The sequence below is a fragment of the Saccharothrix stipae genome (assembly GCF_054781895.1).
In genome coordinates, this window is record NZ_BAAGTN010000001.1 from 376,847 (window position 1) to 401,203 (window position 24,357).

Sequence of the window (24,357 nt, forward strand, 5' to 3'; positions counted from 1 at the left end):
ACGGCGCCCGCGCATTCAACCGGATATTCACCCGCAACCATTGTTGCCGATTGCCGGCGGCCGGTCGGCCAATCAGAAAAAACGACCCGCGCGCGTTCTCGTGGTCAACGCCCAACCCGCCGTGAACGACACCGCGATCGCGGCCGCGGCGACCAGGAACGCTTTCACCTCGGCCGGGAACGGCAGGGGTCGGGCCGCCACCGCGAGCACGATGAGCACCGGCCCCTGGATGAAGAACGCGGCGAACGCGCCGCGGGCCAGCGCGGTGGCGAGCGGACCGGTGCGGGTCAGCCGCCGTTGCGCCAGGCCGAGCAGCCACACCGACCCGCCGACCACGAGCACCGCCTCCACGACGGCGAACACCAGCGCCTCCCACCGCCAGCCGCCGAGGAACGGTCCCGCCTGACCGGCCAGGTCCGACACGCCCAGGGCGACCGCGACGACCGGCACGGCCAGGACGGTCAGCGCCGCGACCACCCGGCTGCCGCGCCACATCCGGTCCGGCACGCGCTGGGCGAGGCCGGAGCGCGCGCCCACGATCCCCACCCCGAACATGGCGATCAGCTGCGGCCACCACCAGACGTGCAGGTCGCCGATCTGGCCGCTGCGCGCCGGGAACCACAGCCGCACGGCGAACGTGCTCACCACGACACCGGCGGTGACGGCCACCAGGTGGCCGCCGGTGAGCGTGACCGGCGTCGCGCGCGGCCGGCCGAACAGCGCGTAGGCGACGGAGAACAGCAGCAGGATCTCGACGAACCACAGCGAGCCGGAGTCCAGCAGCGGGTCGCGGTGGGTGAAGACCCACCACGGCGTGACGTCGTGACCGGCGGCGCGGTAGGCCACCCACAGCGTCAGCGGCCACACCAGCAGCACCGAGAGCGCGAACGGGATGCCCAGGCGCACGAGTCGGTCCACGACGAACCGGCCGGCGCCCTTGCGTGCCACCGACTCCGGCACGAACAGGCCGGACAGCAGGTAGAAGGTGCCCATCAGGAAGAGCCCGGACGGTCCGATGACGGCCGCGAGCACCACTTCGACGTGTGGTTCGAAGGTGACTTCGTTGACCTCGTCGTACGGCCACCCGCCCACCGCCGAGTACCCGAGGAGAGCGTGCCCGCCGATCACCCAGGCGACGAGCAGCACCTTCAGGTTGTCCACCGCGGCCAGCCGGGACCGCTGCGCCAACTCTGCGGTCATCCTTCCAAGGTAACGGCTCGGGGCGGGGAGGAGACCGGCGGAATTGCGGGTTGCCCGGCCGCACTTCGGCGGTGCCGGGGACGGGCTCGTCGACCGGGCGCCGCGCCGGGGGCGTCACGTGCCGAGCGGTCAGTCGGCGTTCGACCACCAGGTCGCGAGGGTGACCACCGAGAAGCCCAGCGACTCGTACAGCGGCCGGCCCGGCTTGGCCGCGGTGAGCGTCATGGGCACCGGGAACTCGTTGATGACCGCGTGCATCAGGGCGCGGCCGACGCCGCGTGAGCGCTGCGCGGGCAGGGTGGTCACCCAGTACACGCCGACCGAGTCGTCGTCCTCGACGGTCAGGCAGGCCCCGGCCACCGAGTCGTCGAGCCACGCCGTGTGCATCCGGAAGCCATCCCGGTCCTTCAGCGCCACGGGCAGCCCGTTGCCGGTCGGGAAGCCCGGCAGCGGGAAGCCGTCGACCACGACCTGCTCGGCCACCGCCCACTCGTCGGCCGTGCGCACGGGCGTGATCCGCACCGCGGGCGGCGGCACGGGCTCGTGCGGCCGGATCATCACGGGCAGGTGCCGTGCGGTGAGCCCGAGCGCCGCGCCGTCGATCGTGCCGAACGAGTCCTCGACCACGACCCGTGCCTCGGCGCGCTTGACCAGCAGTTCCAGTTCGGCGAAGTCGTCCGGGTCCGGGTTCGGGCGCACCGCGAGCACCCGCAGCAGGGTCGGCCCGCTGATCGCGAGGAACCCCGGGCGGGTGATCAGGTCGTGCCCGCGGGCGCGGGCGAGCGCGGTCGTCAGGACGGCGGCGTTGCGCACCGCGAGCTCCAGCGAGGCGGACATGGACCGAACCCTATTCGGCGCGCGACCGGTGGTCAGGTCCATTTCCGCCGCCGCTCACCGGCCGGCGAGGAGCTGGTCGAACGGCACGAACCCGTGGTCGGCCCGCTCGACCGGTGCCCGGCCGACGAGCAGGTCGGCCAGCTCGCCCGCGGCCCGGTCGACGCGGCCGGGCAACCCCTGCGCGCCCCAGTCGGACGACGCGGCGTACACGCCGGTCGGCACCACGACCGCCCGCAGGTAGGCGAACAGCGGGCGCAGCGCGTGGTCGAGGACCAGCGAGTGGCGCTCGGTGCCGCCGGTCGCGCCGATCAGCACCGGCTTGCCCGCCAGCGACTCCGGCTCCAGCACGTCCACGAACGACTTGAACAGCCCGCTGTAGGAGGCGTTGAACGTCGGCGTCACGGCGATCACCGCGTCCGCGCCGACCACCGACGCCACCACCTCGCGCAGCCGCGCGCTCGGGAACCCGGTGACGAGGTTGTCCGCGACGTCGCGCGCCACGTCCCGCACGTGCACCGTGCGCACCTCCAGGCCGGGCACGAGCCGTTCGGTGGCCTCGGCCAGCCGCGTCGCCAGCAGTTGGGTCGACGACGGCGAGCTGAGCCCGGCCTGCACGACCGCGAGCGCGGTCATCGGCTGCTCACCCCGTCGACGGCGGCCTTCAGCATCGAGGAGTGGGTGGGCGCGTCGGGCACGTCGGCCGGGCGGCCGACCGCGAACTCGCGGCGCAGCGTCGGCACGATCTCGCCGAGCAGGTCCAGCTGCTCCAGCACGGTCTTGAGCGGCAGGCCCGCGTGGTCCATCAGGAACAGCTGGCGCTGGTAGTCGCCGAAGTGCTCGCGGAAGGTCAGCGTCTTGTCGATGACCTCCTGCGGGCTGCCGACGGTCAGCGGCGTCTGCTCGGTGAACTCCTCCAGCGACGGGCCGTGCCCGTACACCGGGGCGTTGTCGAAGTACGGCCGGAACTCGCGGACCGCGTCCTGCGAGTTGCGGCGCATGAACACCTGGCCGCCGAGCCCGACGATCGCCTGGTGCGCGGCGCCGTGGCCGTAGTGCTCGAAGCGCTCGCGGTAGAAGCCGATCAGCCGCTGGAAGTGCTCCTTGGGCCAGAAGATGTGGTTGGCGAAGAAGCCGTCGCCGTAGTACGCGGCCTGCTCGGCGATCTGCGGGCTGCGGATCGAGCCGTGCCAGACGAACGGCGGCACGTCGTCGAGCGGGCGCGGGGTGGAGGTGAACGACTGCAGCGGCGTGCGGTGCTTGCCCTCCCAGTCCACCACGTCCTCCCGCCACAGCTTGTGCAGCAGGGCGTAGTTCTCGATGGCCAGGTCGATGCCGTCGCGGATGTCCTTGCCGAACCACGGGTACACCGGGCCGGTGTTGCCGCGGCCCATGATCAGGTCGACCCGGCCGTCGGCCAGGTGCTGGAGCATGGCGTAGTCCTCGGCGATCTTCACCGGGTCGTTGGTGGTGATCAGCGTGGTGGCGGTGGACAGGATCAACCGCTCGGTGCGCGCCGCGACGTAGCCGAGCATGGTCGTCGGCGACGACGGCACGAACGGCGGGTTGTGGTGCTCGCCGGTCGCGAACACGTCCAGGCCGACCTCTTCGGCCTTGAGCGCGATGGCGACCATGGCCTTGATGCGCTCGGCCTCGGTCGGCGTCCGCCCCGTGGTGGGGTCGGGCGTCACGTCGCCGACGGTGAAGACACCGAACTGCATGGCCACTCCTCGATCTGATAGTTGCGCTTTCAACTACTGGGCACAACGGTACCGGATCACCGGGTATTCCGGTGTTGTCCGGTGGCGCGGAGCACGCCAAGGTGAGTGGCACGCGTCACCGATGGGGGAGGCACGGCAGGGTGCAGCACGAGCTGGTCCGGCGCGCCGCGGAGATCGTCCCGGTCCTGCGCGCCCACGCCGCCTGGGGTGACGAGCACCGCAGGCTGCACGAGGGCGCGCTGGAGGCGATGGCCCACGCGGGCGTGCTGCGCCTGCGGGTGCCCGCCGAGCACGGTGGGCACGAGGCGGACCTGGCCACGGTGGTCGAGGTGATCGCCGAGCTGGCCCGCGGTGACGGGTCGGCGGCCTGGACGGCGGCGGTGTGGGCGACCTCGACGTGGGTGGTCGGCCAGTTCCCGGACGGCGTGCGGCAGGACGTCTTCGCCAAGCCGGACGTGCGGGTCACCGGCATCCTCAGTCCCACCGCGACGGCCGAGCCGGTCGGCGGTGGGGTGCTGGTCAACGGGCGGTGGGCGTTCACCACGGGCGCGTCGCAGAGCCACTGGACCACCAACGCCGCGATCCTGGCGCCGGACCGCGTGCCCGTGGCGTTGGCCATCCCGTCGGTCGACCTGGAGGTCGTGGACGACTGGCACACCACCGGCCTGCGCGCGACCGGCAGCGTGACCACGGTGGCGAAGGACCTGTTCGTGCCGGCGGAGCGGGTGCTGCGCCTGGCGCCCGTGCTGCGGGCGCACCCGGACGCGTCCGCCCCGATGTTCCGCGCGCCGTTCATGCCCGCCGCCTGCGCCGCGGTCAGCGCACCCGCCGCCGGGCTGGCGCGCGCGGCGGTGGACGCGGCCCGCGGGTCGGCGTCGGCGGCCGCGCTCAGGGAGGCGACCGTGCTGGCCGACGAGGCCGAGTTCCACGCCCGCCGCACCGCCGCCGCGGTCGACCTCAAGGCCGCCGGCGGCGAGGAGTGGACCCCGGAGGACCGCGCCCGCGTGCGCCGCGACCTGGGCGAGGCCTGCCTGCGGGCCCGGGACGCGGTCGACGTCCTCGGCGGGATCGGACCGGCGTCGCACCGCGTCCAGCGGGACGCGCACGCGCTCAACCTGCACGCGATCCTGCACCCCAACGCCAACCTGGAGCGCTACGGCCCGGTCTTCCAGGGCGGACGACGCGAGGGCTGACGCGGGCTACCAGGCGAACAGCAGCGTGTGCAGGTAGCCGAGGCCGAACGCGATCGCCCCGATCGACATCGGCCGGCCGAGCACCTTCGGCGCCACGGCCCGGGTCAGGTGCGGTTGCCGCACGGTCTCCTCCGACGGCAGCCATTGCAGCCGCACCACCTGCAACGTCCCGGCCAACGACACGGCAAGCATGACGACGAGCACGATCCGGATGAGCGGTGGCGCGGTACCGCCCGTCAGCGGCAACAGGTTCCAGGCCGCGAACAGCACGCACGCCAGCACGGCCCGGAGGCGCCACTGGCCGGCGGTGATGTCCCGGGTCGCCGTGCGCCACGTCAACGGCGCCAGCACCGCGGCCAGCAGCAGGGTGACCACCGCGGCCGGCACCACGCGCACCCCGCCACCCGCCACGACCTGGGCCAACGGCGCGGCGGCGGTGAACGCCACGAGCCCGACCGCCACCCGCAGGAAGTACTCCACCCGGAGCGGCCCGCGGAAGCGGTCCGGCGCGACCGGCACGGTGACCGGCGCGGCGCCGAGGTCGCGCAGCTGCGCCTGGAGCTCGACCTGGTCCTGCCGGCGGAAGTCGATCCACTGGTGGCGCCGCAGCTCGTGATCGTCCTCGGGCAGCTCCAGGCTGGTCGCCTGGACGAACACCGCACCCGGCCCGAAGACCTCGCGGGCGTGCGCCAACGAGGTCAGGTCGGTGCGCGTGCCGACGAGGATGAACGTCCAGCGCGGATCGGTGCGGTCCCGGCGCAGGCCCGCCTGCCGGCAGCCGGCGAAGAACTGGGCGGCGATGGGCGTGTCGGCGGGCTGGCTGCGCACGTCGAAGGTCTCGGGCGGACCCGGTGGCCCCGGCACGGGCGACGGGGCGAACCGCCGACGGCGGCGTGGCAGGTCCTGCCCCGTCGGCATCCGCAGGCGCAACGACCGGGATCGGCGGATCGTCCCGACCCCGATCACGGCGGCGACCACACCGGCGAGGTAGGGCCAGGCCGCCGAGGTCACGCGCAGCGGGCCGGGATCGGGGAACGTCCGGTAGGCATGCAGGATCGTCTGGAGGCCGCCCAGCGTGAGGGTCAGCCCCAGGGCGGCCGCCGCGCTCAGGAAGCCCACGAACAGGGCCTCCGCGGAAGCCGTGCGCCGGACCAGCGTCACCGGCAGACCGGCGATCCCCAGCGCGATCACCGCGTTCAGCACCGCCAGCGCCAACGCGACCTGCGCGTACCGCGACTCGTCGCCGCGCCGCGTCCCGGCGATGGTGCTGAACACGTCGTAGAGGTGCCAACCGAACACCGCGCCCACGACCAAGCAGAGAAGGCACAGCAACCACACCACGTGGACCAGGGCGACCGGCCACGCGACGGGGATCGACCGGTGCCCCGTGGGCGGCAACGCGGCCAGCCGTCGAGCCGCCGCCCGGACGTCACCGCGCAGGTCGTGCACCGGGAACGACGACAGCTCGTCCGGTAATCGGGTCCGTCGCGCCAACGCGACGTGGATCGGCTTGCCCGCCGCCAGCGCGCGCTGCCACTCGTCACGGACATAGGGCGATCGCAGCGCGGCGGGCGACGCCACCAGGATCACCGCGTCCGACTCGTCCAGCGCGGCGTCGATGGCCGCCGACCAGTCGGTGCCCGGGCGCAGGTTCGCCACGTCCAGCCACGGGCGCACCCGTCCTGTGGCGGCGAGTTCGGAGGTCAGCGCCTCGGCGAAGTAGAAGTCCCGGCGCGAGTAGCTGACGAAGACGCGCGGTGTGCCCGTGACCACGCACCGACTCTCCCACGAGCGGCGGTCGCCGTCAGCGCATTCACCGTCACGGACGGTCGCCGTCCCGTCCGGGTGTCCCTCGGCACGGCCGGTCGCCGGTCAACGCATCCGACGCCCGACCACGACAGCGGTGTCGTCGCGCCGCCACCGCACCTCGACGTCACCGAACCCGGCCGCGCGCAGCGCTTCCAGGTGCCAGGACGCGGGCGGGTAGAAGTCGGCGGACCCGCCGTCCACCCGGTCCCGGGCGGCCTCGGCCAACGCCGGGTGCGCCAGCGCCTCCGCCCACCACTCGTGCCACCCCGCCATGCCGTCCCCGCCCGACGCGACCGGCCCGACCTCGGGCATCCGGTCGGCGTTGGCGAACACGCCACCCGGCGCGAGCACGTCGTGGACCTCCCCGTACAGCGCCCGCAACCGGTCCGGGCCGAAGCAGTGCAGCGCGGTCCCGGCCACCACGGCGTCGAACTCCAGCCCGGCGCCCCACCCCGGCGCGCCCAGGTCGGCCGACACCACCGCGACCCGGTCGCCCAGCGCGGCACGGGCGATCGCCAACAGCACCGGGTCGACGTCGAGCACCGTCACCTCGGCGCCGACCAGCCGGGCCGCGATCGACCCGGTGCCGCCCGCGAGGTCGAGCGCCCGACGTCCGACGGCGACGTCCGCCAGCACGGCGAACGCCTCGTCCCGGTGCGGCAGGAACGGTTCCTGCCGCACGTCCCAACCGCGCCGCAGTTCCTCGGCGTCGGCGAAGCTCAGTCGTGTCGTCACCCCACCGAGCCTATCGAAAACGATTGTCAGTCGCGCTCGATCAGGTGACCCACCACGTCCGGCCCGGGATGCGCGTGCCCCGAACCGTCCCGGCGCTCGTCCGGCGCGGGCAACTCGACCGGCGCACCGTTGTCCGCCGCGCCCGCGGGCCGCGGCCCCACCCAGGCCAGCGCCAACGCCGTCTCACCCTTGAGGAACCGGTGCGCCCGCACACCACCCGTCGCCCGCCCCTTCGCCGGGTACGCGGCGAACGGCGTCACCTTCACGCTCTGCCCCGTCGACGTGACCACCATCGGCTCACCGTGCTCGTCGTCGTCCGTGCGCACCGCGGCGAAGAACACCACCCGCGCGTCCGACCCCACGTTGATACCCGCCATGCCACCGCCCCGCAGACCCTGCGGCCGCACCAGCGACGCCGAGTACCGCAACAGCGACGCGTCCGACGTCACGAACACCAGCGTCTGCGCGGCGTCGGCCAACCAGGTCGCACCGACCACCTCGTCACCCTCCTTGAGGGTGATCACCTCGAACTCGTCGGACCGCACCGGCCACTCCGGCGCGCACACCTTCACCGTGCCCGACCTCGTGCCCAGCGCCAGCCCCGGCGCCTCCGTGTCGGTCAACGGCGCGATGCCCACGACCCGCTCACCGGCCTGCAGGTCGACCAGCTCACCGGCCGCCATGCCACCGCTCAACGACACCGTGCCGCTCTGCTCCGGCAACACCGGCAGCGGCAGCACGTCCGTCTTGAACGCCCGCCCCCGGTTCGTTACCAGCAGCACCTGACCACGCGCCGTCGTGTGCACGGTCGCCGCCACCGCGTCGTGCTTGATCCGCCCGTTGCGCCGACGCGCCTCCGACGACTCCTCCGACTCGGCCGCCGTCCGCGCCACCAACCCCGTCGCGGACAGGATGACCTGGCACGGGTCGTCGGCGACCTCCAGCGGCCCGGCCGGCTTCGACGCCGCCAGCACCTCCTTGAGGTCACCGTCGAGCAGCGCGGTCCGGCGCTCCTGCTGGAGGTCCTTGGCCACCTTCGCCAACTCCGCGGACACGACCTTCTTCAACACGGCCGGGTCGTCCAGGATCTTGCTCAGCTCGGCGATCTCGTTGCGCAGCTTCTCCTGCTCCGCCTCCAACTCCAACGAGTCGTAGCGGGTCAACCGGCGCAACGGCGTGTCCAGGATGTAGGTCGCCTGGATCTCGGAGAGCTTGAACGACTTCATCAAGCCCTCCTTCGCGGCGGCCGCGTTCTCGCTGCCCCGGATGAGCTTGATCACCTTGTCGATGTCCAGCAACGCCCGCAGCAGGCCCTCGACCAGGTGCAGCCGGTCCTCGCGCTTGCGCCGCCGGTACCGGGTGCGCCGCGTGACCACCTCGTAGCGGTGCTTGAGGAACACCTCCAGCAGCGCCTTGAGCCCCAACGTCCGCGGCTGGCCCTCCACCAGCACCAGGTTGTTGATGCCGAACGACTGCTCCATCGGCGTGAGCCGGTACAGGTCGGCCAGCAGCGCCTGCGGGTTCACCCCGACCTTGCACTCGATCACCACGCGGGTGCCGTTCTCGCGGTCGGTCAGGTCCTTGACGTCGGAGATCCCGGTCAACCGCTTGGACTTCGTCACCTCGTCGGTGATCTTCTCGATGATTTTCTCCGGCCCGACGCCGTAGGGCAGCTCGGTGACCGTGATCGCCTGCCGACCGCGGCTGCCCTCCAGCAACCCGGTCTCCACCTTGGCCCGCATCCGCACCACACCGCGCCCGGTCTCGTAGGCCTTGCGCACCTCGTCCAACCCGAGCAGCACACCACCGGTCGGCAGGTCCGGGCCGGGGATGAACCCCATCAACTCGTCCAGCGTCGCGTCCGGGTGCGTCACCAGGTGCCGCGCCGCCGCCACGACCTCGCCCAGGTTGTGCGGGATCATGTTCGTCGCCATCCCGACCGCGATCCCCGACGTGCCGTTGACCAGCAGGTTCGGGAACGCCGCAGGCAGCACCGACGGCTCCTGCAACGACCCGTCGTAGTTGGGCCGGAAGTCGACCGTGTCCTCGTCCAACTCCCCCACCAGCAACATCGCCGCCGGGGACATCCGTGCCTCGGTGTTGTGGTTGACGAACCCGCCCGCCAGGAACGAGTGGTCGTCGGACTCCACCCGGACCGAGTAGACCTCGGCCGGCTCGCACGCCTCCACCTCGGTCACCGCCTCGAAGCGGTAACCCGAGTCCATGACCGGCAGGATCGTGGCCAGAACCTCGGTGTCCTTGATCCGGTCGATGATCCGCAGACGCTCGGTCTCCCACCGCTCGACCCGGTCGAAGTTGTGCTTCGTGAGCCACTTGCGGCCGCTGCCGCGGCGATCGAAGTCCAGCGCACCGCGGACGTAATCGGCCACGAACGGCACGCTGTCCATGCTCAACCGGTGCGCCCGCAGCGGGGACCGACGGAGCAGGACGTTCAACTTCGCCTGCTTGGTCCTCAGGAACCCGACGCGTTCCGCGAAGGCCCGAACATTCCGGAGGCCCGACACCACCAAGCGGTATTCCACCGAGCCGTTGGGGCGTCGGTACTGGCGACGAGTGGCGATCACGCCGAATTCAGCCAACAGTTCCTGCAACTGCGCAGCCAGCTTGGCACTGTAGGTGCTGTACTGAACCGTGAAGCCGTTGTCGGCCTCGCGACAACCACCGTCACCCTCGAACGCCGCCATCAGGAACGCGCGCTTTACGCCCAACCCGCCGTTCCACACGAATTCGGGAACGAACTTCTCCCGCGCCTGGTGACCGATGAACTCCGCGAGCACGCTCTTCCGGAAGGCTTCCATCCCGCCGGCGTGGTGTTGGATGTCGATCTCGCGGATCAGCTTCCGGTCCTGGCGGGTGTGCCGCTCCGAGACGTACCGTCGACCAGCGACCACTTGGTCGTACGCGTGCAGCACCTCAGTGAAGAAGTGCTCGTCGGTGTTGTTGAAACCCGCCCGGGTCTCGCTGGCGTAGCCCTCCGAGACCCACGCGCCGCCGAGGATGCCGAGCATGTACTCCTGAGCCGTCGGCACGACCTGCGACCAGGCGTTTCGTGCGACCGCCACGACCGTACCGGGCTTGAGTTCGTCCAGTCGGCGCCACTGGAAGATCGGCACGCCCATCGGGGCTTCAAGACAGAGCACGAGGTGGTTCTCGCTACCGCGCAGCGAGAAACCCGACTTCGTCGCCATGCGGATCGTGGGGTGCACACCCGAGTTGAAGACCTTGTTGACCCGGACCGCCTTGCCGTCCTTGTCCAACACCTCGAAATCCGCGTCGGCTTCGGCGTCTGCCGGAAGTTTCACCAGATCCGCGATGCGCGGACTGGTGCCATCGGCAAGCCGAACTCGGGTATCGCCGACCAAGCAGTAACGCGAGGCGGCAGGGCCGTCGTCCGGAGAGCCGAAGTTGCCGTGCCCGTCGACCAGCGGGGTGTTCAGGGAGAAGTCCTGGGCCAGGCGGACCATCGCGTCGTAGATCGCGGTGTCGCCGTGGGGGTGGTACTTGCCCATGCAGTTGTGCACCACGAAACCGCTCACCACGAACGCGTGCTCGGGGGCGGCGACCTGGATGTCGTAGGTGGTGTCCGGCGCGGCCGGTTCGACCGACACGACGTGCGGGAACGGCTCGTCGGCGGCGTGCCTGGCGGCGCGGATCACCTGGACCAGGCCGTCCTGGAGCGGGCCTACGCCGGTCCAGCGCAGCAGCGCCACGGCGAGCGCCGCGGCGTCACGGCCGGTGACGGTCAGGGTCGTCGCGTCACGGCGGGTGCGGATGCCGGCGTCGGCGAGCACGGCGTACTCGGCCTCGCCGCCGGGCAGCACGACGTCGCGGCCGTCGCGCACGCCACCGGTGGCCGTGAACAGGCCCGCGAGGAACGGCGTCCACGTCGACCGGTCGCGCAGCACGGCGTCCAGCCGACCGGTCGCGGCGGCTTCGAGGTCGGGGTGGCGGGCGAAGGTGAGGGTGAGCCGGTCGGCGTCCTTCTCGCGGGAGGTGGTGATGTCGTGCGCGATGGCCCAGCCGTGCGCGGTGTCGACGGCCTCGGCGTCCGCCAGTTCCAGGCGCACCCGGCCGTCGGCGAGCACGTCACCGGACGCGGCGAGCAGGCCGAGCACGAAACCGGTCGCGTCGCCGTCGGCGAGCAGGTTGGCGTGCCGTTCGGAGCCGAACCCGACCGTGCGGGCGCCGGTGAGGTCGCGGGCGGCGGTCCAGTCGGCGTCGGTCCAGCGGTCGGGGTCGACGCCGGTGCGGAACCGCTGGCCCGGGGTGACGAGCATCGAGTGGCCGTCGGACCAGGTGACGCGGACGAGTTCCGACACCGGGTTCCGGTAGACCTCGCGGACCTCGACCGGCTCGCCCCGCCCGTCCAGGACGAGGTCGCCGACCTCGATGTCCTCGATCGGCCGCAGGCCTCGCGGCGTCGAGACGAGCGCGCCGCGCACGAAGCAGTCGCCGACCACGCGCGAGGACTTCACGTAGGCGCTGGTGGGGCGGTAGCCCTGCTCGTTCATCGAGAACAGGATCCGGCGGTGCACCGGCTTGAGGCCGTCCCGCGCGTCGGGCAGGGCGCGGGAGTGGATCACCGAGTACGCGTACTCCAGGTAGGAGTCCTCGATCTCGGTGGTCAGGGAGTTGTCGAAGACCTGGGCGCCCGCGCGGTCGAAGGCGGACGGGTCGACCCTGGTCGTGGGGGTCTTGCGGCGTGCCATGGTCGGTCGTTCCCTCGTGTGTCAGGCGGGTCAGATGTCGATCGCGGACTGGTCGACGCGGGCGGACGACTCGACGAGCCAAGCGCGGCGCGGCTCGACCTTCTCGCCCATCAGCAGCTCCAACGCGGCCTCCGCGGCCTCGGCGTCGTGCATGGTGATGCGGCGCACGGAGCGGGTGGCGGGGTTCATCGTGGTCTCCCACAGCTCGTCCGCGTCCATCTCGCCGAGGCCCTTGAACCGGGGCACCGGCTTGACCACCGTCTTGCCGGCCTTCTCCAGTTTGGCGACCTTCTGCTCCATCTCGCGCTGGCTGAAGGTGAAGTGGGTCTCGGCGTTGCGGCCCTTGGTCATGACCTTGTGCAGCGGCGGCATGGCGGCGTAGAGGCGACCGTCCTCGATCACCGGTCGCATGTACTTGGCGAACAGGGTGATCAGCAGGGTCCGGATGTGCGAGCCGTCGACGTCCGCGTCGGCCATCAGGATGACCCGGCCGTAGCGCATCGTGGTCAGGTCGAACGTCCGGCCGGTGCCGGCGCCGAGGACCTGCACGATGCTGGCGATCTCGGCGTTGCGCAGCGTGTCGGCGAGGCTGGCCTTCTGCACGTTGAGGATCTTGCCGCGCAACGGGAGCAGGGCCTGGTACTCCGAGACGCGCGCCATTCGGGCCGAGCCGAGGGCGCTGTCGCCTTCCACGAGGAACAGCTCGCTGCGCGCGACGCCGGTGGTGCGGCAGTCGACCAGTTTCGCGGGCATCGCGGCGCCTTCGAGGGCGGTCTTGCGGCGGGCGGCGTCCTTCTGGTGTTTCTGGGTGAGGCGGACGCGGGCGGCGTCGACGACTTTTTGCAGGACGACCTTGGCCTCGGACTTGGTGCGGCGGTCCTCGGTCCAGGCCTTGATGTGCTTCTCGACCACGCCGAGGGTGACCTTGGTGATGCCCGCGGTGGACAGTTCGTCCTTGGTCTGGGAGGTGAACTGCGGCTCGGGGATGCGGACGTGGACGACGGCGGTCATGCCCTCCAGCACGTCGTCCAGCGTCGGCGGGTCCTCCTTGGGCTTGAGCAGGCCCCTGGTCTTGCCGATCGCGTCCTGGACCGCCTTGAGCACGGCGCGTTCGAAGCCGCGGCGGTGCGTGCCGCCGTGCACGTTGCGGATCGTGTTGGTGAAGCACTCGACCGTGCGCTCGTAGCCGGTGCCCCAGCGCAACGCGATCTCGACCTCGGCCTGGCGTTCGACCTTGGACCGCATGACGCCGTTCTCGTCGGCCGCGTTCTCGTGGTAGATGCCGTCGCCGGTGATGAGCAGGGTGCCGGAGACCGGCTTCTCGCTCGCGGGCGCGAGGTGGTCGACCATGTCGACCAGGCCGCCGGGGTAGTGGAAGGTCTCTTCGGCGATCGCGCCGTCGGTGGCGACGCGCAGCACGTAGGTCACGCCGGGGACGAGGAACGCGGTGTTGCGCAGCTTGGTGCGCACGGCCTCGACGTCGAGCGCGGCGCTGTTCTCGAAGTAGCGGGCGTCGTGCCAGTAGCGGATGGACGTGCCGGTGCGCTTGGTGCGGCCGGTGACGCGCAGGCCCGACTGGCGGGTGAAGGCGGCCTTGGGGCCGGGGCCGTCGAACACGCCGGGGACGCCGTGCGCGAACGACATCTCGTGGGTCTTGCCCTCGCGCCGGACGACGACGTCGAAGCGGTGCGACAGGGCGTTGACGGCGGAGGCGCCGACGCCGTGCAGGCCGCCGGAGGTCTTGTAGCCGGAGCCGCCGAACTTGCCGCCGGCGTGCAGGCGGGTGAGCACGAGCTCGACGCCGGACAGGCCGGACTTGGCGTGGGTGCCGGTGGGGATGCCGCGGCCGTCGTCGTCGACCTGGACGCTGCCGTCGGCGTGCAGGGTGACGACGATCTTGGTGGCGTGGCCGGCCACGCCCTCGTCGGTGGAGTTGTCGACCACCTCGGTGAACAGGTGGTTGATGCCCCTGCTGTCGGTGGACCCGATGTACATGCCGGGGCGCTTGCGTACCGCCTCCAGACCCTCCAGGTGGGTCAGGTCGTCGGCCCCGTACAGGATCTCAGCGGTCACCGGGTCGGTCTCCCCAGGTCGTGGCGTGCGTCGAGCGGTTCACGGTAACCGAGGAGGGTGGCACGGGATTCGCGTCCCTCCCGGTCCCACCGATTACCGTCGGACAAGTGTTCCGGCAAGTCATCCGCGATCTTGCCATAGCGTGCTCGAACACAGGTTCGAAGGATGGCATCACATATGGAGCAGAGGCTCCACGAGTGCGGGCGGCCTTCCCGGATTGGTACCCGTCGCGCGGCGGGTCCACGCCTGGTGCGGGCCTGGCTGGTCGCGTCGACGTTGAGCGGAGTGCCGTCGACCGTGCACGCGGTGTTGACCGGTGGTGACGTTCTGCGTTCGACGCGGGCGGCGGCGACGCTGCTGGGAGGCACGGGTGTGATCCGCGGCGCGGTCGCGCACTTCGGCGTGTCGGCCTGCTGGACCGTCGTGCTGGCGGCCGTGGACCGGCGGTGGTCGTTGGACGCGCGCACGGGCGCGGTGGCCGGTGCGGTCGTCGCGGTGGTGGACCTGGAGGTGGTCGGGCGGCGGTTCCCGGCGGTCCGGGCCTTGCCGCGGGCGGCGCAGTGGGCCGACCACGTGGCGTTCGGCGCCCTGGTGGGAGCCGTTCTGCGGTCCACAGTGGACGGCCGTGGTCGAGTGCGGCTACCCCCGTTCGGGTGTCATCCGCGTAGAGTGCTGGCGTTCCCGCGCTGTCGTGCCTGGAGGTGATCGGGCGCCTTGATGTTCCGACGTGCCGCACCGAAGGAGCGTGCCCCGCAGGTGGAGCCGGTGGTCGAGCGAGAACCCGTGGTCCAGACCGCGCCGCCCGTGCCCGCACCGGCCCAGTTCTCGGCCTCGTTCGCGGGGGCGGCGCTGGTGGTCGGGCCGCCCGGCGGTGCCGGTCCGGCCGCGGTCGCGCTGGGTCGCAGCCTGCCGGTCGACCGCGGTCGCACGGTGGTCGTCATCGACCCGCCCAACGGCGACGAGACCTCGTTCTGGCCCGCCGTGGCCGCCGCGTTGCAGGGCCGCGGCCCGGTGCGGCTGATGACGCCGCACTCCGGCTCGATGCGGCCGACCGCGCCCGCCCAGTGGCTGACCGAGCAGTTGCAGGCCGAGGTGGTGGCGCCGGACGGCGCGGTCGCCACGGTGCCGGGCGCGGCGTTCGTCGCGGGCAACGGCGGGTACGGCTGCTGGCTGCGGTTCCTGCCGGGTGCCTCGCCGGTGCCGATGGGCAGGCGGTTCCCGGTGCCGAACTGGGAGGCGGTCGACCCGAACACGCCGTGGCCGACCGGTGACGTCGGCATCTCCGAGCCCATCCCGGCCGGGCTGTGGCTGCGCGCGCAACGGACGCAGTTCGATCCCCAGGCGCCGGACGCGCGGGCGGTCCTGGGCCTGCCGTGCCGGGACAACGTGCTGACCGTCGTGGTCGGCGGTCCGGGCCAGCCGCCGATCCCGACCGACGAGGTGTGCCGCCTGCTCGGCGGGCTGCCGTCGGCGGCGCGGTCGCGGGTGCGGCTGGTCTGGTACGGCGGCGAGCACCAGGCGCAGGCGGTGGCCGACCAACTCGGTGAGCCGATCTCGCTGTACACGGGCTTGCCGGTGGGTTCGCTGCGCAACGGCGCGGCGGTGGTGGCGGTGAACCCGCGCGGGCAGCAGACCTGGCGGCCGTACGTGACCGAGGTGCGCCACACCCCGGCGGGTCCGCCGATCGTGTCGGGTTACCGGGTGCCGGTGCCCGGGCTGGTCGAGCGCGGCGCGGGTGTCTTCGACCTCGGCGGTGGCGTGGTGCTGGAGGTCGTGCCGTCCGGGCTGTGGGTGCGTGACGCGGAGGACAACGGCCCTGAGGTGCGGTCCCTGCCGGTGGACCCGGAGTGGGCTCGGTTGACCGTCGGCACGCCCGGTCGCACCACGGCGGGCGCGGTCGCGGTGGCGGGCGCGTCGCTGGTGGAACGGCTGGAGCCGGAGGTGCGGCGGCTGCTGAAGGTCGTGTTCTGCGACCCGGCGCCGATGCCGCGGCCGCCGGTGGCCGAGGAGCCGCCGCCGCCCGTGCCGGCCGACGAGCCGGTGCCGCTGAGCGTGGACGGCCCGTTGGCGGACTCCCCCGCGCCGGTGTGGGGCGAGCAGGTGGGCGAGGAGGTCGTGCCGGTCGACCACCGCAGCACGGAGCCGGAGCGGGATGCGCTGCGCCGGATGCTCGGGGAGCGCTACGGCGAGCACGCGGCGGTGGCGTGCCGGCACATCGTGGAGCGCCCGGACGACCCGGAGGCGTTCGAGGCGGTGGTGACCGATCTCGCGGCGGTGTCGGCGTGCCTGCGGCACGACGAGGAGATCCTGGTCGAGGCGTTGCGCAGCGGGAAGCTGGGTCGGCTGTGGCCGTACGCGGCGGCGGTGGTGTCGGGTCTGCGCCGGCTGCCGACGCACCAGGGCGTGACGGTGTGCTGGGGCGAGCCGCGCCGGTTCCGCACGGGTGACGTGCTGGTGGAGCACGGTCTGCTCAACACCGTGGCCGGGCCTTCGGTGCCGGTCGACGGGCGGGTGGAGTTCCTGCTCTGGTCGGTGACCGGGCGGCGGGTGTCGGTGGTCGACTCGTTCGGCAGCGTGATCCAGGAGCGGGTGGTGTTCCCGCCGGGCACCGCGTTCAAGGTGCTGGCGGTGGTGGAGGCCGAGGAGTCGGCGCCGATGCAGGTCATGGCGCAGGAGGTGGTGGGGCGCCACCACGAGCTGCCGCCGGGCGTGCTGGGCAGCCTGGAACGGGCCGCGGTCGCCCTGCGCAACCACGCCCGCGCCACGGCCTGAACGCCCTGACCGACCTGGGACCCGACCGACGCGGTAGGCGGCGGCCGTGCGAGGCCTCGTGCCCCCTGGGTCGCGGTCAGTAGGCGGCCGCACGGTCGGCGAACTGCGGTGCGGGCGCGACGCCGGCCGACGCCGGGTAGGAGATGCGGTCGAGCACGCCGTCGGAGGTGTAGCGCTGCGCCGGTGCGGCGGCCAGCTGGTCGAGCCACACCGAGGAGCCGTAGCGGGCGTCCTCGCCGGTCGGGTCCTGCGACCGGATGCGCGGGGTGTTCTGCGGGTCGAAGTCCGCCGCGTACGGCGACGGCGCCGGTCCCGCGCCCACCATCAGCACGCACGCGTACTCGTACGACGTCCCGCCGGAGCCGCCGCGGAGGGCGAGCGCGCCGTTGGCCGGGATCGCGCCGAACGGCAGGGCGAGGCTGGACACCCGGTACTCGGGCACGGCCTGCTGGATCTCCCGCTGCCCGGCCGCGATCGCCTCCTGCACGCCCTGGTCACCGGCCAGCGCGAGGTTGGTGTGGTCGCGCGTGTGGTTGCCGATCTCGAACCCGTGGTCGCGCAGCCAGCGCAGGGCGGCCCCGTCGGGTGACCCGAACGGCCCGGCGTTGACGTACATGCTGGCCACCGGTCGGAAGCCGGGGTGCCGGGCGGCCACGTCCAGCAGGATGGCGATGGCCGTGCCGGGCGCCGGCTGCCCGTCGGGGCCGAGCGCGAACTGGGTCGCGTCGCCGTCGTCGAACGTGAGCACGACCGGGTGCGCGCCGGCCGGGAGGTCGATGCGCCCGGTCGCGTACTCGGCGGTGGTCACCGGCACGTACCCCTCGCGGGCCAGCCGTTCGAGTTCGGCGCGGAACGCCGCCGGGGTCCGGTCGTAGACCGACGTCGTCTGCTCGACCAGCCGGTGGTACATCAGGATCGGCACCTGGCCGAGCTCGTTGGCGCCCACGGCCGCCGGGTCCGGTGCCGCCGAGGACGACGGCGGGGAGGCCGAGGACGGGCCGGGCAGCTGCGCCGCGGCCTCGCCGGGCGGCTCGGCCGCCGGTTGGGCGGCGCACGCGCAGCACAGGGCCGCGACGAGCGCCACAACGGTCCGGACGGGCCTGGGCGACATGCTCTTCACCCCCGGATGATTTCGCGTCCGGAGCCGGTCGACACCGCCGTACACCCCATCGGATGACCTTCGGTTTGGCGCTCGACTTCCCGGTTAAGCCGCAGGTGGCCGAGCCACGTCGAGATCGGAGTCGCCTGATGTCGGAGTCACCCCGCAAGTTCAAGCGCGTGCTGATACCAGCGGTCGGTGTCGTGGTGCTGTTGCTGATCGCGGGGGTCGTCACGACGATGCTGCACGGCCGCGGCGTCGGGCTCGCCGTGGCGGAGCTGGGCGAGGGATCCGCTGTCACTCCTTCGGGTGTCGAGCGCGTGTCCATCACCACCGCCGACGCCGGTGGGCTCGACCGTGTCACCGTGCACGTGGACGGACAGCCGGTCGAGGCACGACGCGCCGACGGCCGCATGACGTTGACCGGGGTGAAGCTCGCCGAGGGCAGGCACACGCTGTCGGTCCGGGCGGCCAACCCGCTGCCGTGGATGCCCGACGTCGAGGTGGAGCGCGAGTTCACCGTCGACGCCACGCCACCCGCGTTGACGGTGGACGTGGCCGAGGCCGGGTCGCCGCGCGGTCCGGTGACCGTGAAGGGCAGCGCGGACGGCGCGGAGTCGGTGAAGGTCGGCGACCAGCAGGTGCCGTTGCGCGACGGGAGGTTCGAGGCGTCGCTGAAGGAGGTGCCCGCCAGCATCCGGGTCGAGGCCACCGACGCCGCGGGCAACGCGCAGCGGCACGACGTCGCGGTCAAGGTCACCCACCCCGGGATGCGCGGCGTGCACATGAGCGCCGCCGCCTGGGCGACCGCGTCGTTGCGCGACCCGGTGCTGGCGATGGCGCGCGAGGGCCGCATCGACACCGTGCAGCTCGACATCAAGGACGAGAGCGGCGAGATCGGCTACGACTCGCAGGTGCCGCTGGCCAGGCAGATCGGCGCGAACCGCAACTACTACGACGCCCGCGCGGCGATCGACGAGCTGCACAAGATGGGGCTGCGGGTGGTCGGCAGGCTGGTGGCGTTCCGCGACCCGGTGCTGGGCAAGGCGTCGTGGGACTCGGGCGCGCGCGACCGGGTGGCGCAGAACTCGTCGGGCGCGCCCTGGTCGGCGCACTACGGGGAGTACGCGTTCACCAACTTCGCCAACCCGGAGGTCCGCGCCTACAACATCGCGATCGCCGAGGAGGCCGCGTCCCTGGGCTTCGACGACATCCTCTACGACTACGTGCGGCGGCCGGACGGCCCGCTCGGGCAGATGGTGTTCCCCGGCCTGGCCACCAGCCCTGAGCAGTCCATAGTGGACTTCCTGAGGGACAACCGGGCGGCCGTGCGGCCGAAGGGGGCCTACCTGGGCGCGTCGGTGTTCGGCATCGCCGCGCACAGCCCGACCGACGTGGCGCAGGACATCCCGGCCATCGCCGCGCACGTGGACTACGTGGCGCCGATGGTCTACCCGTCGCACTGGGGTCCCGGCGAGTACGGCGTGGGCAACCCCAACGCCATGCCGTACGAGATCGTGCGGGCGTCGGTGGCGGACTTCGTCGGGATGACCGGCGGCACCGGCGCGACCGTGGTGCCGTGGTTGCAGGCGTTCTCGCTGGGCCACCACTACGGCCCGGGTGAGGTGCAGGCGCAGGTGCGGGCCACCCGGGACGCCGGCGCGCCGTCGTTCCTGCTCTGGAACGCGGCCTGCACCTACGGATCGGCCGGCCTGGAGCCCGCATGAGGTGGTTCCCGCTCCTGCCCTACCTGACCGGGGTCTGCCTGGCCGCGACGACCGTGGTGGCGTTGGACGTCGGCACGGCGGCGCGGCCGACGACCGTGGCGTGGCCCACCTCCGGGGTCGTGCCACCCGCGCCGCCGCAGGCCTCGACGCGCAGCACGCCGGTGGTCGACGCGTTGCGCTCCGGCGCGGACCTGCCGCCCGGTCCGGCGTTCCCGGAGCAGGGCGCGGGCACGTGGCACGTCGTGCCGCCACCGGGCGGCGGCGGCACGTCCGGCATCACCTACGCGGTGGAGGTCGAGGACGGGGTGGTGCTGCCCAACGGTGACGACTCGTTCGCCGCGGTGGTCGACTACGCGTTGCGCCACCCGCGCGGGTGGTCGACGCGGCAGGCGTTCCGACGGGTGGGCGGCGGGGTGGAGCCGGAGCTGCGGATCCGGTTGACCTCGCAGCGCACCGCGCGGTCGCTGTGCGGGTTCGAGCTGCCGTACGACACGTCGTGCCGGATCGGGCCGGCCGTGCACCTGAGCACGGCGCGCTGGTTCCGCGGCGCCCACACCTACGGCGACGACCTGCGCCGCTACCGGCTCTACGCGGTCAACCACGAGGTGGGGCACTTCCTCGGCCTGGGCCACGAGGTGTGCCCCCGGGACGGCGCGCCGGCGCCGGTGATGATGCAGCAGACGCTGAGCGTCGACAACGACGGGCTGGCGTCGATCACCACGGGCAGCGACCAGGGTGTCGTGGTCACCCCGGACGGGAAGTCGTGCGGGCCGAACCCGTGGCCGTGACGGTCGGGTCGATCCGGTGCGAGAGCCGGTAGGAGTCGGTCGCGTCGGCGCGGCGGCCGAGCCGGTCCAGCGCCCAGCCGCGCAGGAACGCGGCACGGGCCGCGGGCAGGCCGCCCAGCGCGACGGCGCGGTCGAACGCCTCGACGGCTTCGCGCCACCGCCGGGCGGCCAGCAGGGCGTCCCCGCGCACGGCCCACGTGCGGTGGTCGTGCGGCGCGAGGGACACCAGCTCGTCGGACGCGGTGACGGCGCGGTCCGGTGAGCCGGTGCGCAGGTGGGTCCTGGCGATCGTCTCGTGCAGGGGGAACGCGTGGTCGGCCCAGGCCAGCCGGTCGAGCGCGGTGGTCGGCCGGACCTCCAGCTGCGCCTCCAACGCCAGGTCCAGCAGCCGGAACGTCCCCACCACGTCGCCGCGCAGGAACGGGATGAACGCCAGGGCGCGGTGCAGCGACTGCCACGCCAGGCCGTCCGCCGGCGGCAGGGCTCGGGCGAGGGCGGCGGCTTCGTGCAGCGCGGGCGTGTCGTCGCCCCGGCGTCCGTTGCGGACCACGACGAAGAGCGCGAGCGTGCGCCGCGCGTCGGCGGGCAGGCGTTCGTCCCGGGCGCCGCGCAGGGCCAGGGCCTCCAGGTCGGCGGGTCGGTGGGGGTGCCAGAACAGCACCGCGAGCTGCTTCACGGCCGTGGTCGGGTCGAACACGTGGGTGCGCGGGTCGACCTGCGCCATCCCGAGCACGTCCGCCGCGTGCCGCTGGTAGCCCAGGCGCAGCAGCAGGTCGGCCGCCGTCACGCGGTCGTCCGGCTCGACCGACCGCTCGCGGACCCGCGACCACAGGTCGGAGGCCAGGTCGGCGGGGAACACCGCCAGGTCGCCGCCGATCGCGTCCACCCGTCCCAGCGAGGCGGCGTCGTACACGCGCTGCATCGGCGACGGGTTCGTGGTGAACCGGGGCAACGCCGCCGTCGTGCCGGACGCGAGGTGCCGGGCGATGGTGTGGGTGACGACGGCGTGCGGCGGCGAGGTCTCCCCCGGCTCGTGCAGCCCGACGTACACCCGGCACCGCACCGGCACACCGGCCGTCGCGAGCGCACCCAACCGCACGGCCAACGCCCGCGGCCCGGGATCGGGCAGGTATCGCGGCACGACCACAGTCGCCTCCCGCTCCGACCCTGCCCTCCCCGCACTCCGACCGCCACCACCCGAACCGGTCACAACGTCACGGCCACCGTCGCACGGACGCGCCTCCGCGCGACGGTGACCTCGCAGATCACCGCGATCTCACGGTGACCCGGTCACCACACCGACCCGCCCTCACCACGAGGCCGGGTCGGCAGTCCACGACGCCCGGCCCGCACCACTCGCGAGGTCGCGTCGGTCGTTCGCGACCTCATTTCCCGGCGATCAGGTCCGCGTACCAGTAGAAGCTCGCCCGTGGTGTGCGGACCAGGGTCTCGTAGTCGACGTGCACCAGGCCGAACCGGTGCTTGTAGCCGTGCGCCCACTCGAAGTTGTCCAGGAACGACCAGACGAAGTAGCCGCGCAGGTCGACCCCGGCGGTGATCGCGTCACGGGCCGCGGCGAGGTGGGTGCGCAGGTAGTCGATGCGCTCCTGGTCGACGAACCCGGGGTTGTCCGGGTAGACGCACCCGTTCTCGGTCACGTACACCGGCGGCAGGTTCGGGTACCGCTCCCTGAGCCCCACCAACGTCCGGGTGAGCCCTTCCGGTTCGACCGGCCAGTTCATCGCGGTGCGCGGGACGTCCGGCAGGCGGGTGGTGTCGATGCCGATGTCGATGGACGTGCGGGTGGCCGGGTCGGGGTCGCGGTGCGGCGCGTCGGCCACGTGCTGCCGGTAGTAGTAGTTGATGCCGACGTAGTCCAGCGGCGTGGAGATCAGCTCCAGGTCGCCGTCGTGCCGGAACGACAGGTCGGTGACCCCCGCGAAGGTGTCCTCGTAGTCGTCCGGGTAGCGGCCGGCGAACAGCGGTTCGGTGAACTGGCGGCGCAGCAGCAGGTCGTGCCGGCGCGCGGCGGCGACGTCGGCCTCCGACGAGGTGACCGGGGTCGACGGAGACTGGTTGAGCACGATGCCGAACTCGTGGCCCGGCGTGCCGCGCATGGCCCGCACCGCGAGCCCGTGCGCCACCATCAGGTGGTGCGCGGCGGCGAGGGAGCCGTGGCCCTCCCGCGCGCCGGGCGCGTGTCTGCCCTCGCCGTAGCCGACGATCGCCGACACGTACGGCTCGTTGAACGTCGTCCACTTCGTCACCCGGTCGCCCAGGGCGTCGTGCACGATCACCGCGTACTCGGCGAACCGCTGCGCGGTGTCCCGCGACCGCCAGCCGCCCAGCTCCTCCAACGCCTGCGGCAGGTCCCAGTGGTACAGCGTGAGGAACGGCTCGATACCGCGTTCCAGCAGCCCGTCGACCAGCCGGCTGTAGAAGTCCAGCCCGCGCGGCTCGACCCGGCCCGCGCCGGTCGGCAGCACCCGCGGCCACGACACCGAGAACCGGTACGCGTCCACGCCGAGCTCGCCCAGCAGCGCCAGGTCCTCCGGCATCCGGTGGTAGTGGTCGCACGCCACGGCCCCGGTGTCACCACCGGCGACGGCGCCCGGCACCGCGCCGAACGCGTCCCAGATCGACGGGCCCCTCCCGTCGGCGTCCACGGCCCCTTCGATCTGGTAGGCCGAGGTGGCGACGCCCCAGCGGAATCCTCGGGGGAAGTCGGTCAACTGAAACTCCTAGGCAAGCGGTCGACAGGTGAACTGTGGGAAGGATGCCGGCGAAGCGGAGCCTTCACCCCTTCAACGCGCCCTGCATGATCCCGCCGACGATCTGCCGGCCGAACAGCAGGAACACCGCGAGCACCGGCACGGTGCCGATGGTCGCCGCGGTGAGCACGAGGGTGTAGTCGGTGGTGTAGCCGCTGGCCAGGGTGGACAGGGCGGTCTGCACGGTGGGGTTCTCCGGGGTCAGCACGACCAGGGGCCAGAAGAAGTCGTTCCACGCCTGCATGAACGTGAACAGGCCCAGCACGGCGGCGGCGGGGCGGGCGGCGGGCAGCACGACGTGCCAGTACAGGCGCAGGGAGCTGCACCCGTCCATCCGCCCCGCCTCCAGCAGCTCGTCGGGCACCGCCCGCTCGAAGTACTGCCGCATGAAGAACACGCCGAACGCGGTGACCAGGCCGGGCACGATGACCGCGTGGATCTCCCCCGCCCAGCCGAAGTCGCTCATCATCATGTACAGCGGGATCACGCCGAGCTCGGTGGGCACGGCCTGGGTGGCGACGACGAGCAGCATGAGCGCCGACCGGCCGCGGAACCTCAGCTTGGCGAAGGCGAAGCCCGCCAGGGTGGAGAAGAACACCACCGAGACGGTGATCGTCCCCGACACGATCAGCGAGTTCATCATCGCCAGCGCGAAGTCCGACTGGTCGAACACCCGCGAGATGTTGGCGAACAGGTTGCCGCCGGGCACCAGCACCGGCGGCACGCTGTCGACCTTGTCCGGCGTCTGCGACGACACGACGAGCGACCAGTACACCGGGAACGCCGACCCGGCGAGCACCGCGATCAACGCCGCGTAGGTCCACGGTCCGGGCAGCCGCAACGCCCCGCGCCGCCGGGGTGGCGCGGGCGTGGCCGGCGCCTGCGGTTCGAGCACGGTGGTCATG

Annotated in this window: 16 protein-coding genes and 3 pseudogenes; 5 read left to right on the forward strand and 14 right to left on the reverse strand. The window is 72.6% G+C overall.

The window, feature by feature from the left end:
- Window positions 1-72: 72 nt before the first annotated feature.
- From ACYVLT_RS01645 to ACYVLT_RS01660, 4 genes are all read right to left on the reverse strand, one after another.
- The gene (locus ACYVLT_RS01645; RefSeq protein ID WP_461118254.1) at window positions 73-1,200 is read right to left on the reverse strand and encodes an acyltransferase family protein; all 1,128 of its coding nucleotides are present in this window, start codon (window positions 1,198-1,200) and stop codon (window positions 73-75) included.
- Window positions 1,201-1,329: 129 nt separating this feature from the next.
- Window positions 1,330-2,037, reverse strand: a complete 708-nt coding sequence (locus tag ACYVLT_RS01650; protein WP_461118255.1) for a GNAT family N-acetyltransferase — start codon at window positions 2,035-2,037, stop codon at window positions 1,330-1,332.
- 54 nt (window positions 2,038-2,091) lie between these two features.
- Window positions 2,092-2,670 carry an FMN reductase gene (locus tag ACYVLT_RS01655; RefSeq protein ID WP_461118256.1) on the reverse strand — a complete coding sequence of 193 codons (579 nt, stop codon included), beginning with the start codon at window positions 2,668-2,670 and terminating at the stop codon, window positions 2,092-2,094.
- A complete protein-coding gene (locus tag ACYVLT_RS01660) occupies window positions 2,667-3,755 on the reverse strand; it encodes an LLM class flavin-dependent oxidoreductase (protein WP_461118257.1) in 1,089 nt (362 codons plus the stop codon). The genes ACYVLT_RS01655 and ACYVLT_RS01660 overlap by 4 nt, the downstream gene beginning before the upstream one ends.
- A gap of 140 nt (window positions 3,756-3,895) precedes the next feature.
- On the opposite strand from ACYVLT_RS01660, the gene ACYVLT_RS01665 reads away from it, so the two are divergent.
- Entirely contained in the window at window positions 3,896-4,948 is a 1,053-nt protein-coding gene (locus ACYVLT_RS01665; protein ID WP_461118258.1) for an acyl-CoA dehydrogenase family protein, read from the forward strand.
- A gap of 6 nt (window positions 4,949-4,954) precedes the next feature.
- On the opposite strand, the gene ACYVLT_RS01670 is transcribed toward ACYVLT_RS01665, so the two are convergent.
- The 6 genes and pseudogenes from ACYVLT_RS01670 to ACYVLT_RS01695 form a co-directional block, all read right to left on the reverse strand.
- On the reverse strand, window positions 4,955-6,721 hold the full coding sequence (locus ACYVLT_RS01670) for a TIR domain-containing protein (RefSeq protein ID WP_461118259.1): 1,767 nt from the start codon (window positions 6,719-6,721) through the stop codon (window positions 4,955-4,957).
- Between the two features lie 99 nt (window positions 6,722-6,820).
- Window positions 6,821-7,492: a class I SAM-dependent methyltransferase gene (locus tag ACYVLT_RS01675; protein WP_461118260.1), complete on the reverse strand. Its 672-nt coding sequence runs from the start codon at window positions 7,490-7,492 to the stop codon at window positions 6,821-6,823.
- Between the two features lie 26 nt (window positions 7,493-7,518).
- Window positions 7,519-9,594 (reverse strand): annotated as a pseudogene (locus ACYVLT_RS01680) (DNA gyrase subunit A); the annotation flags it as partial.
- 390 nt (window positions 9,595-9,984) lie between these two features.
- Window positions 9,985-10,632: pseudogene (locus tag ACYVLT_RS01685) on the reverse strand (LAGLIDADG family homing endonuclease); the annotation flags it as partial.
- A gap of 27 nt (window positions 10,633-10,659) precedes the next feature.
- Window positions 10,660-12,222, reverse strand: a pseudogene (locus ACYVLT_RS01690) (DNA gyrase subunit A); the annotation flags it as partial.
- A gap of 30 nt (window positions 12,223-12,252) precedes the next feature.
- Window positions 12,253-14,295 (reverse strand): DNA gyrase/topoisomerase IV subunit B, encoded by a 2,043-nt coding sequence (locus tag ACYVLT_RS01695; RefSeq protein WP_461118261.1) that lies wholly within the window; start codon window positions 14,293-14,295, stop codon window positions 12,253-12,255.
- Window positions 14,296-14,472: 177 nt separating this feature from the next.
- On the opposite strand from ACYVLT_RS01695, the gene ACYVLT_RS01700 reads away from it, so the two are divergent.
- Both ACYVLT_RS01700 and ACYVLT_RS01705 read left to right on the forward strand, forming a co-directional pair.
- Entirely contained in the window at window positions 14,473-15,000 is a 528-nt protein-coding gene (locus ACYVLT_RS01700) for a hypothetical protein (protein ID WP_461118262.1), read from the forward strand.
- A 60-nt stretch (window positions 15,001-15,060) separates the two neighbouring features.
- Window positions 15,061-17,067 (forward strand): hypothetical protein, encoded by a 2,007-nt coding sequence (locus tag ACYVLT_RS01705; protein WP_461118263.1) that lies wholly within the window; start codon window positions 15,061-15,063, stop codon window positions 17,065-17,067.
- A gap of 76 nt (window positions 17,068-17,143) precedes the next feature.
- Here the strand turns inward: ACYVLT_RS01705 and ACYVLT_RS01710 are convergent, their stop codons facing one another.
- Window positions 17,144-18,178: a polysaccharide deacetylase family protein gene (locus ACYVLT_RS01710; RefSeq protein ID WP_461118264.1), complete on the reverse strand. Its 1,035-nt coding sequence runs from the start codon at window positions 18,176-18,178 to the stop codon at window positions 17,144-17,146.
- 137 nt (window positions 18,179-18,315) lie between these two features.
- Between ACYVLT_RS01710 and ACYVLT_RS01715 the strand changes: the two genes are divergently transcribed.
- Both ACYVLT_RS01715 and ACYVLT_RS01720 read left to right on the forward strand, forming a co-directional pair.
- The gene (locus ACYVLT_RS01715; RefSeq protein WP_461118265.1) at window positions 18,316-19,893 is read left to right on the forward strand and encodes a putative glycoside hydrolase; all 1,578 of its coding nucleotides are present in this window, start codon (window positions 18,316-18,318) and stop codon (window positions 19,891-19,893) included.
- Window positions 19,890-20,681 carry a DUF3152 domain-containing protein gene (locus ACYVLT_RS01720; protein WP_461118266.1) on the forward strand — a complete coding sequence of 264 codons (792 nt, stop codon included), beginning with the start codon at window positions 19,890-19,892 and terminating at the stop codon, window positions 20,679-20,681. Before ACYVLT_RS01715 ends, ACYVLT_RS01720 begins: the two co-directional genes overlap by 4 nt.
- Here the strand turns inward: ACYVLT_RS01720 and ACYVLT_RS01725 are convergent.
- From ACYVLT_RS01725 to ACYVLT_RS01735, 3 genes are all read right to left on the reverse strand, one after another.
- Entirely contained in the window at window positions 20,638-21,828 is a 1,191-nt protein-coding gene (locus ACYVLT_RS01725) for a tetratricopeptide repeat protein (protein WP_461118267.1), read from the reverse strand. The genes ACYVLT_RS01720 and ACYVLT_RS01725 overlap by 44 nt on opposite strands.
- Window positions 21,829-22,066: 238 nt before the next feature.
- Window positions 22,067-23,413, reverse strand: a complete 1,347-nt coding sequence (locus ACYVLT_RS01730; RefSeq protein ID WP_461118268.1) for a GH1 family beta-glucosidase — start codon at window positions 23,411-23,413, stop codon at window positions 22,067-22,069.
- 64 nt (window positions 23,414-23,477) lie between these two features.
- Window positions 23,478-24,356, reverse strand: coding sequence for a carbohydrate ABC transporter permease (locus ACYVLT_RS01735; protein WP_461118269.1), 879 nt, complete (start codon window positions 24,354-24,356; stop codon window positions 23,478-23,480).
- Between the last annotated feature and the right edge of the window lies 1 nt (window position 24,357).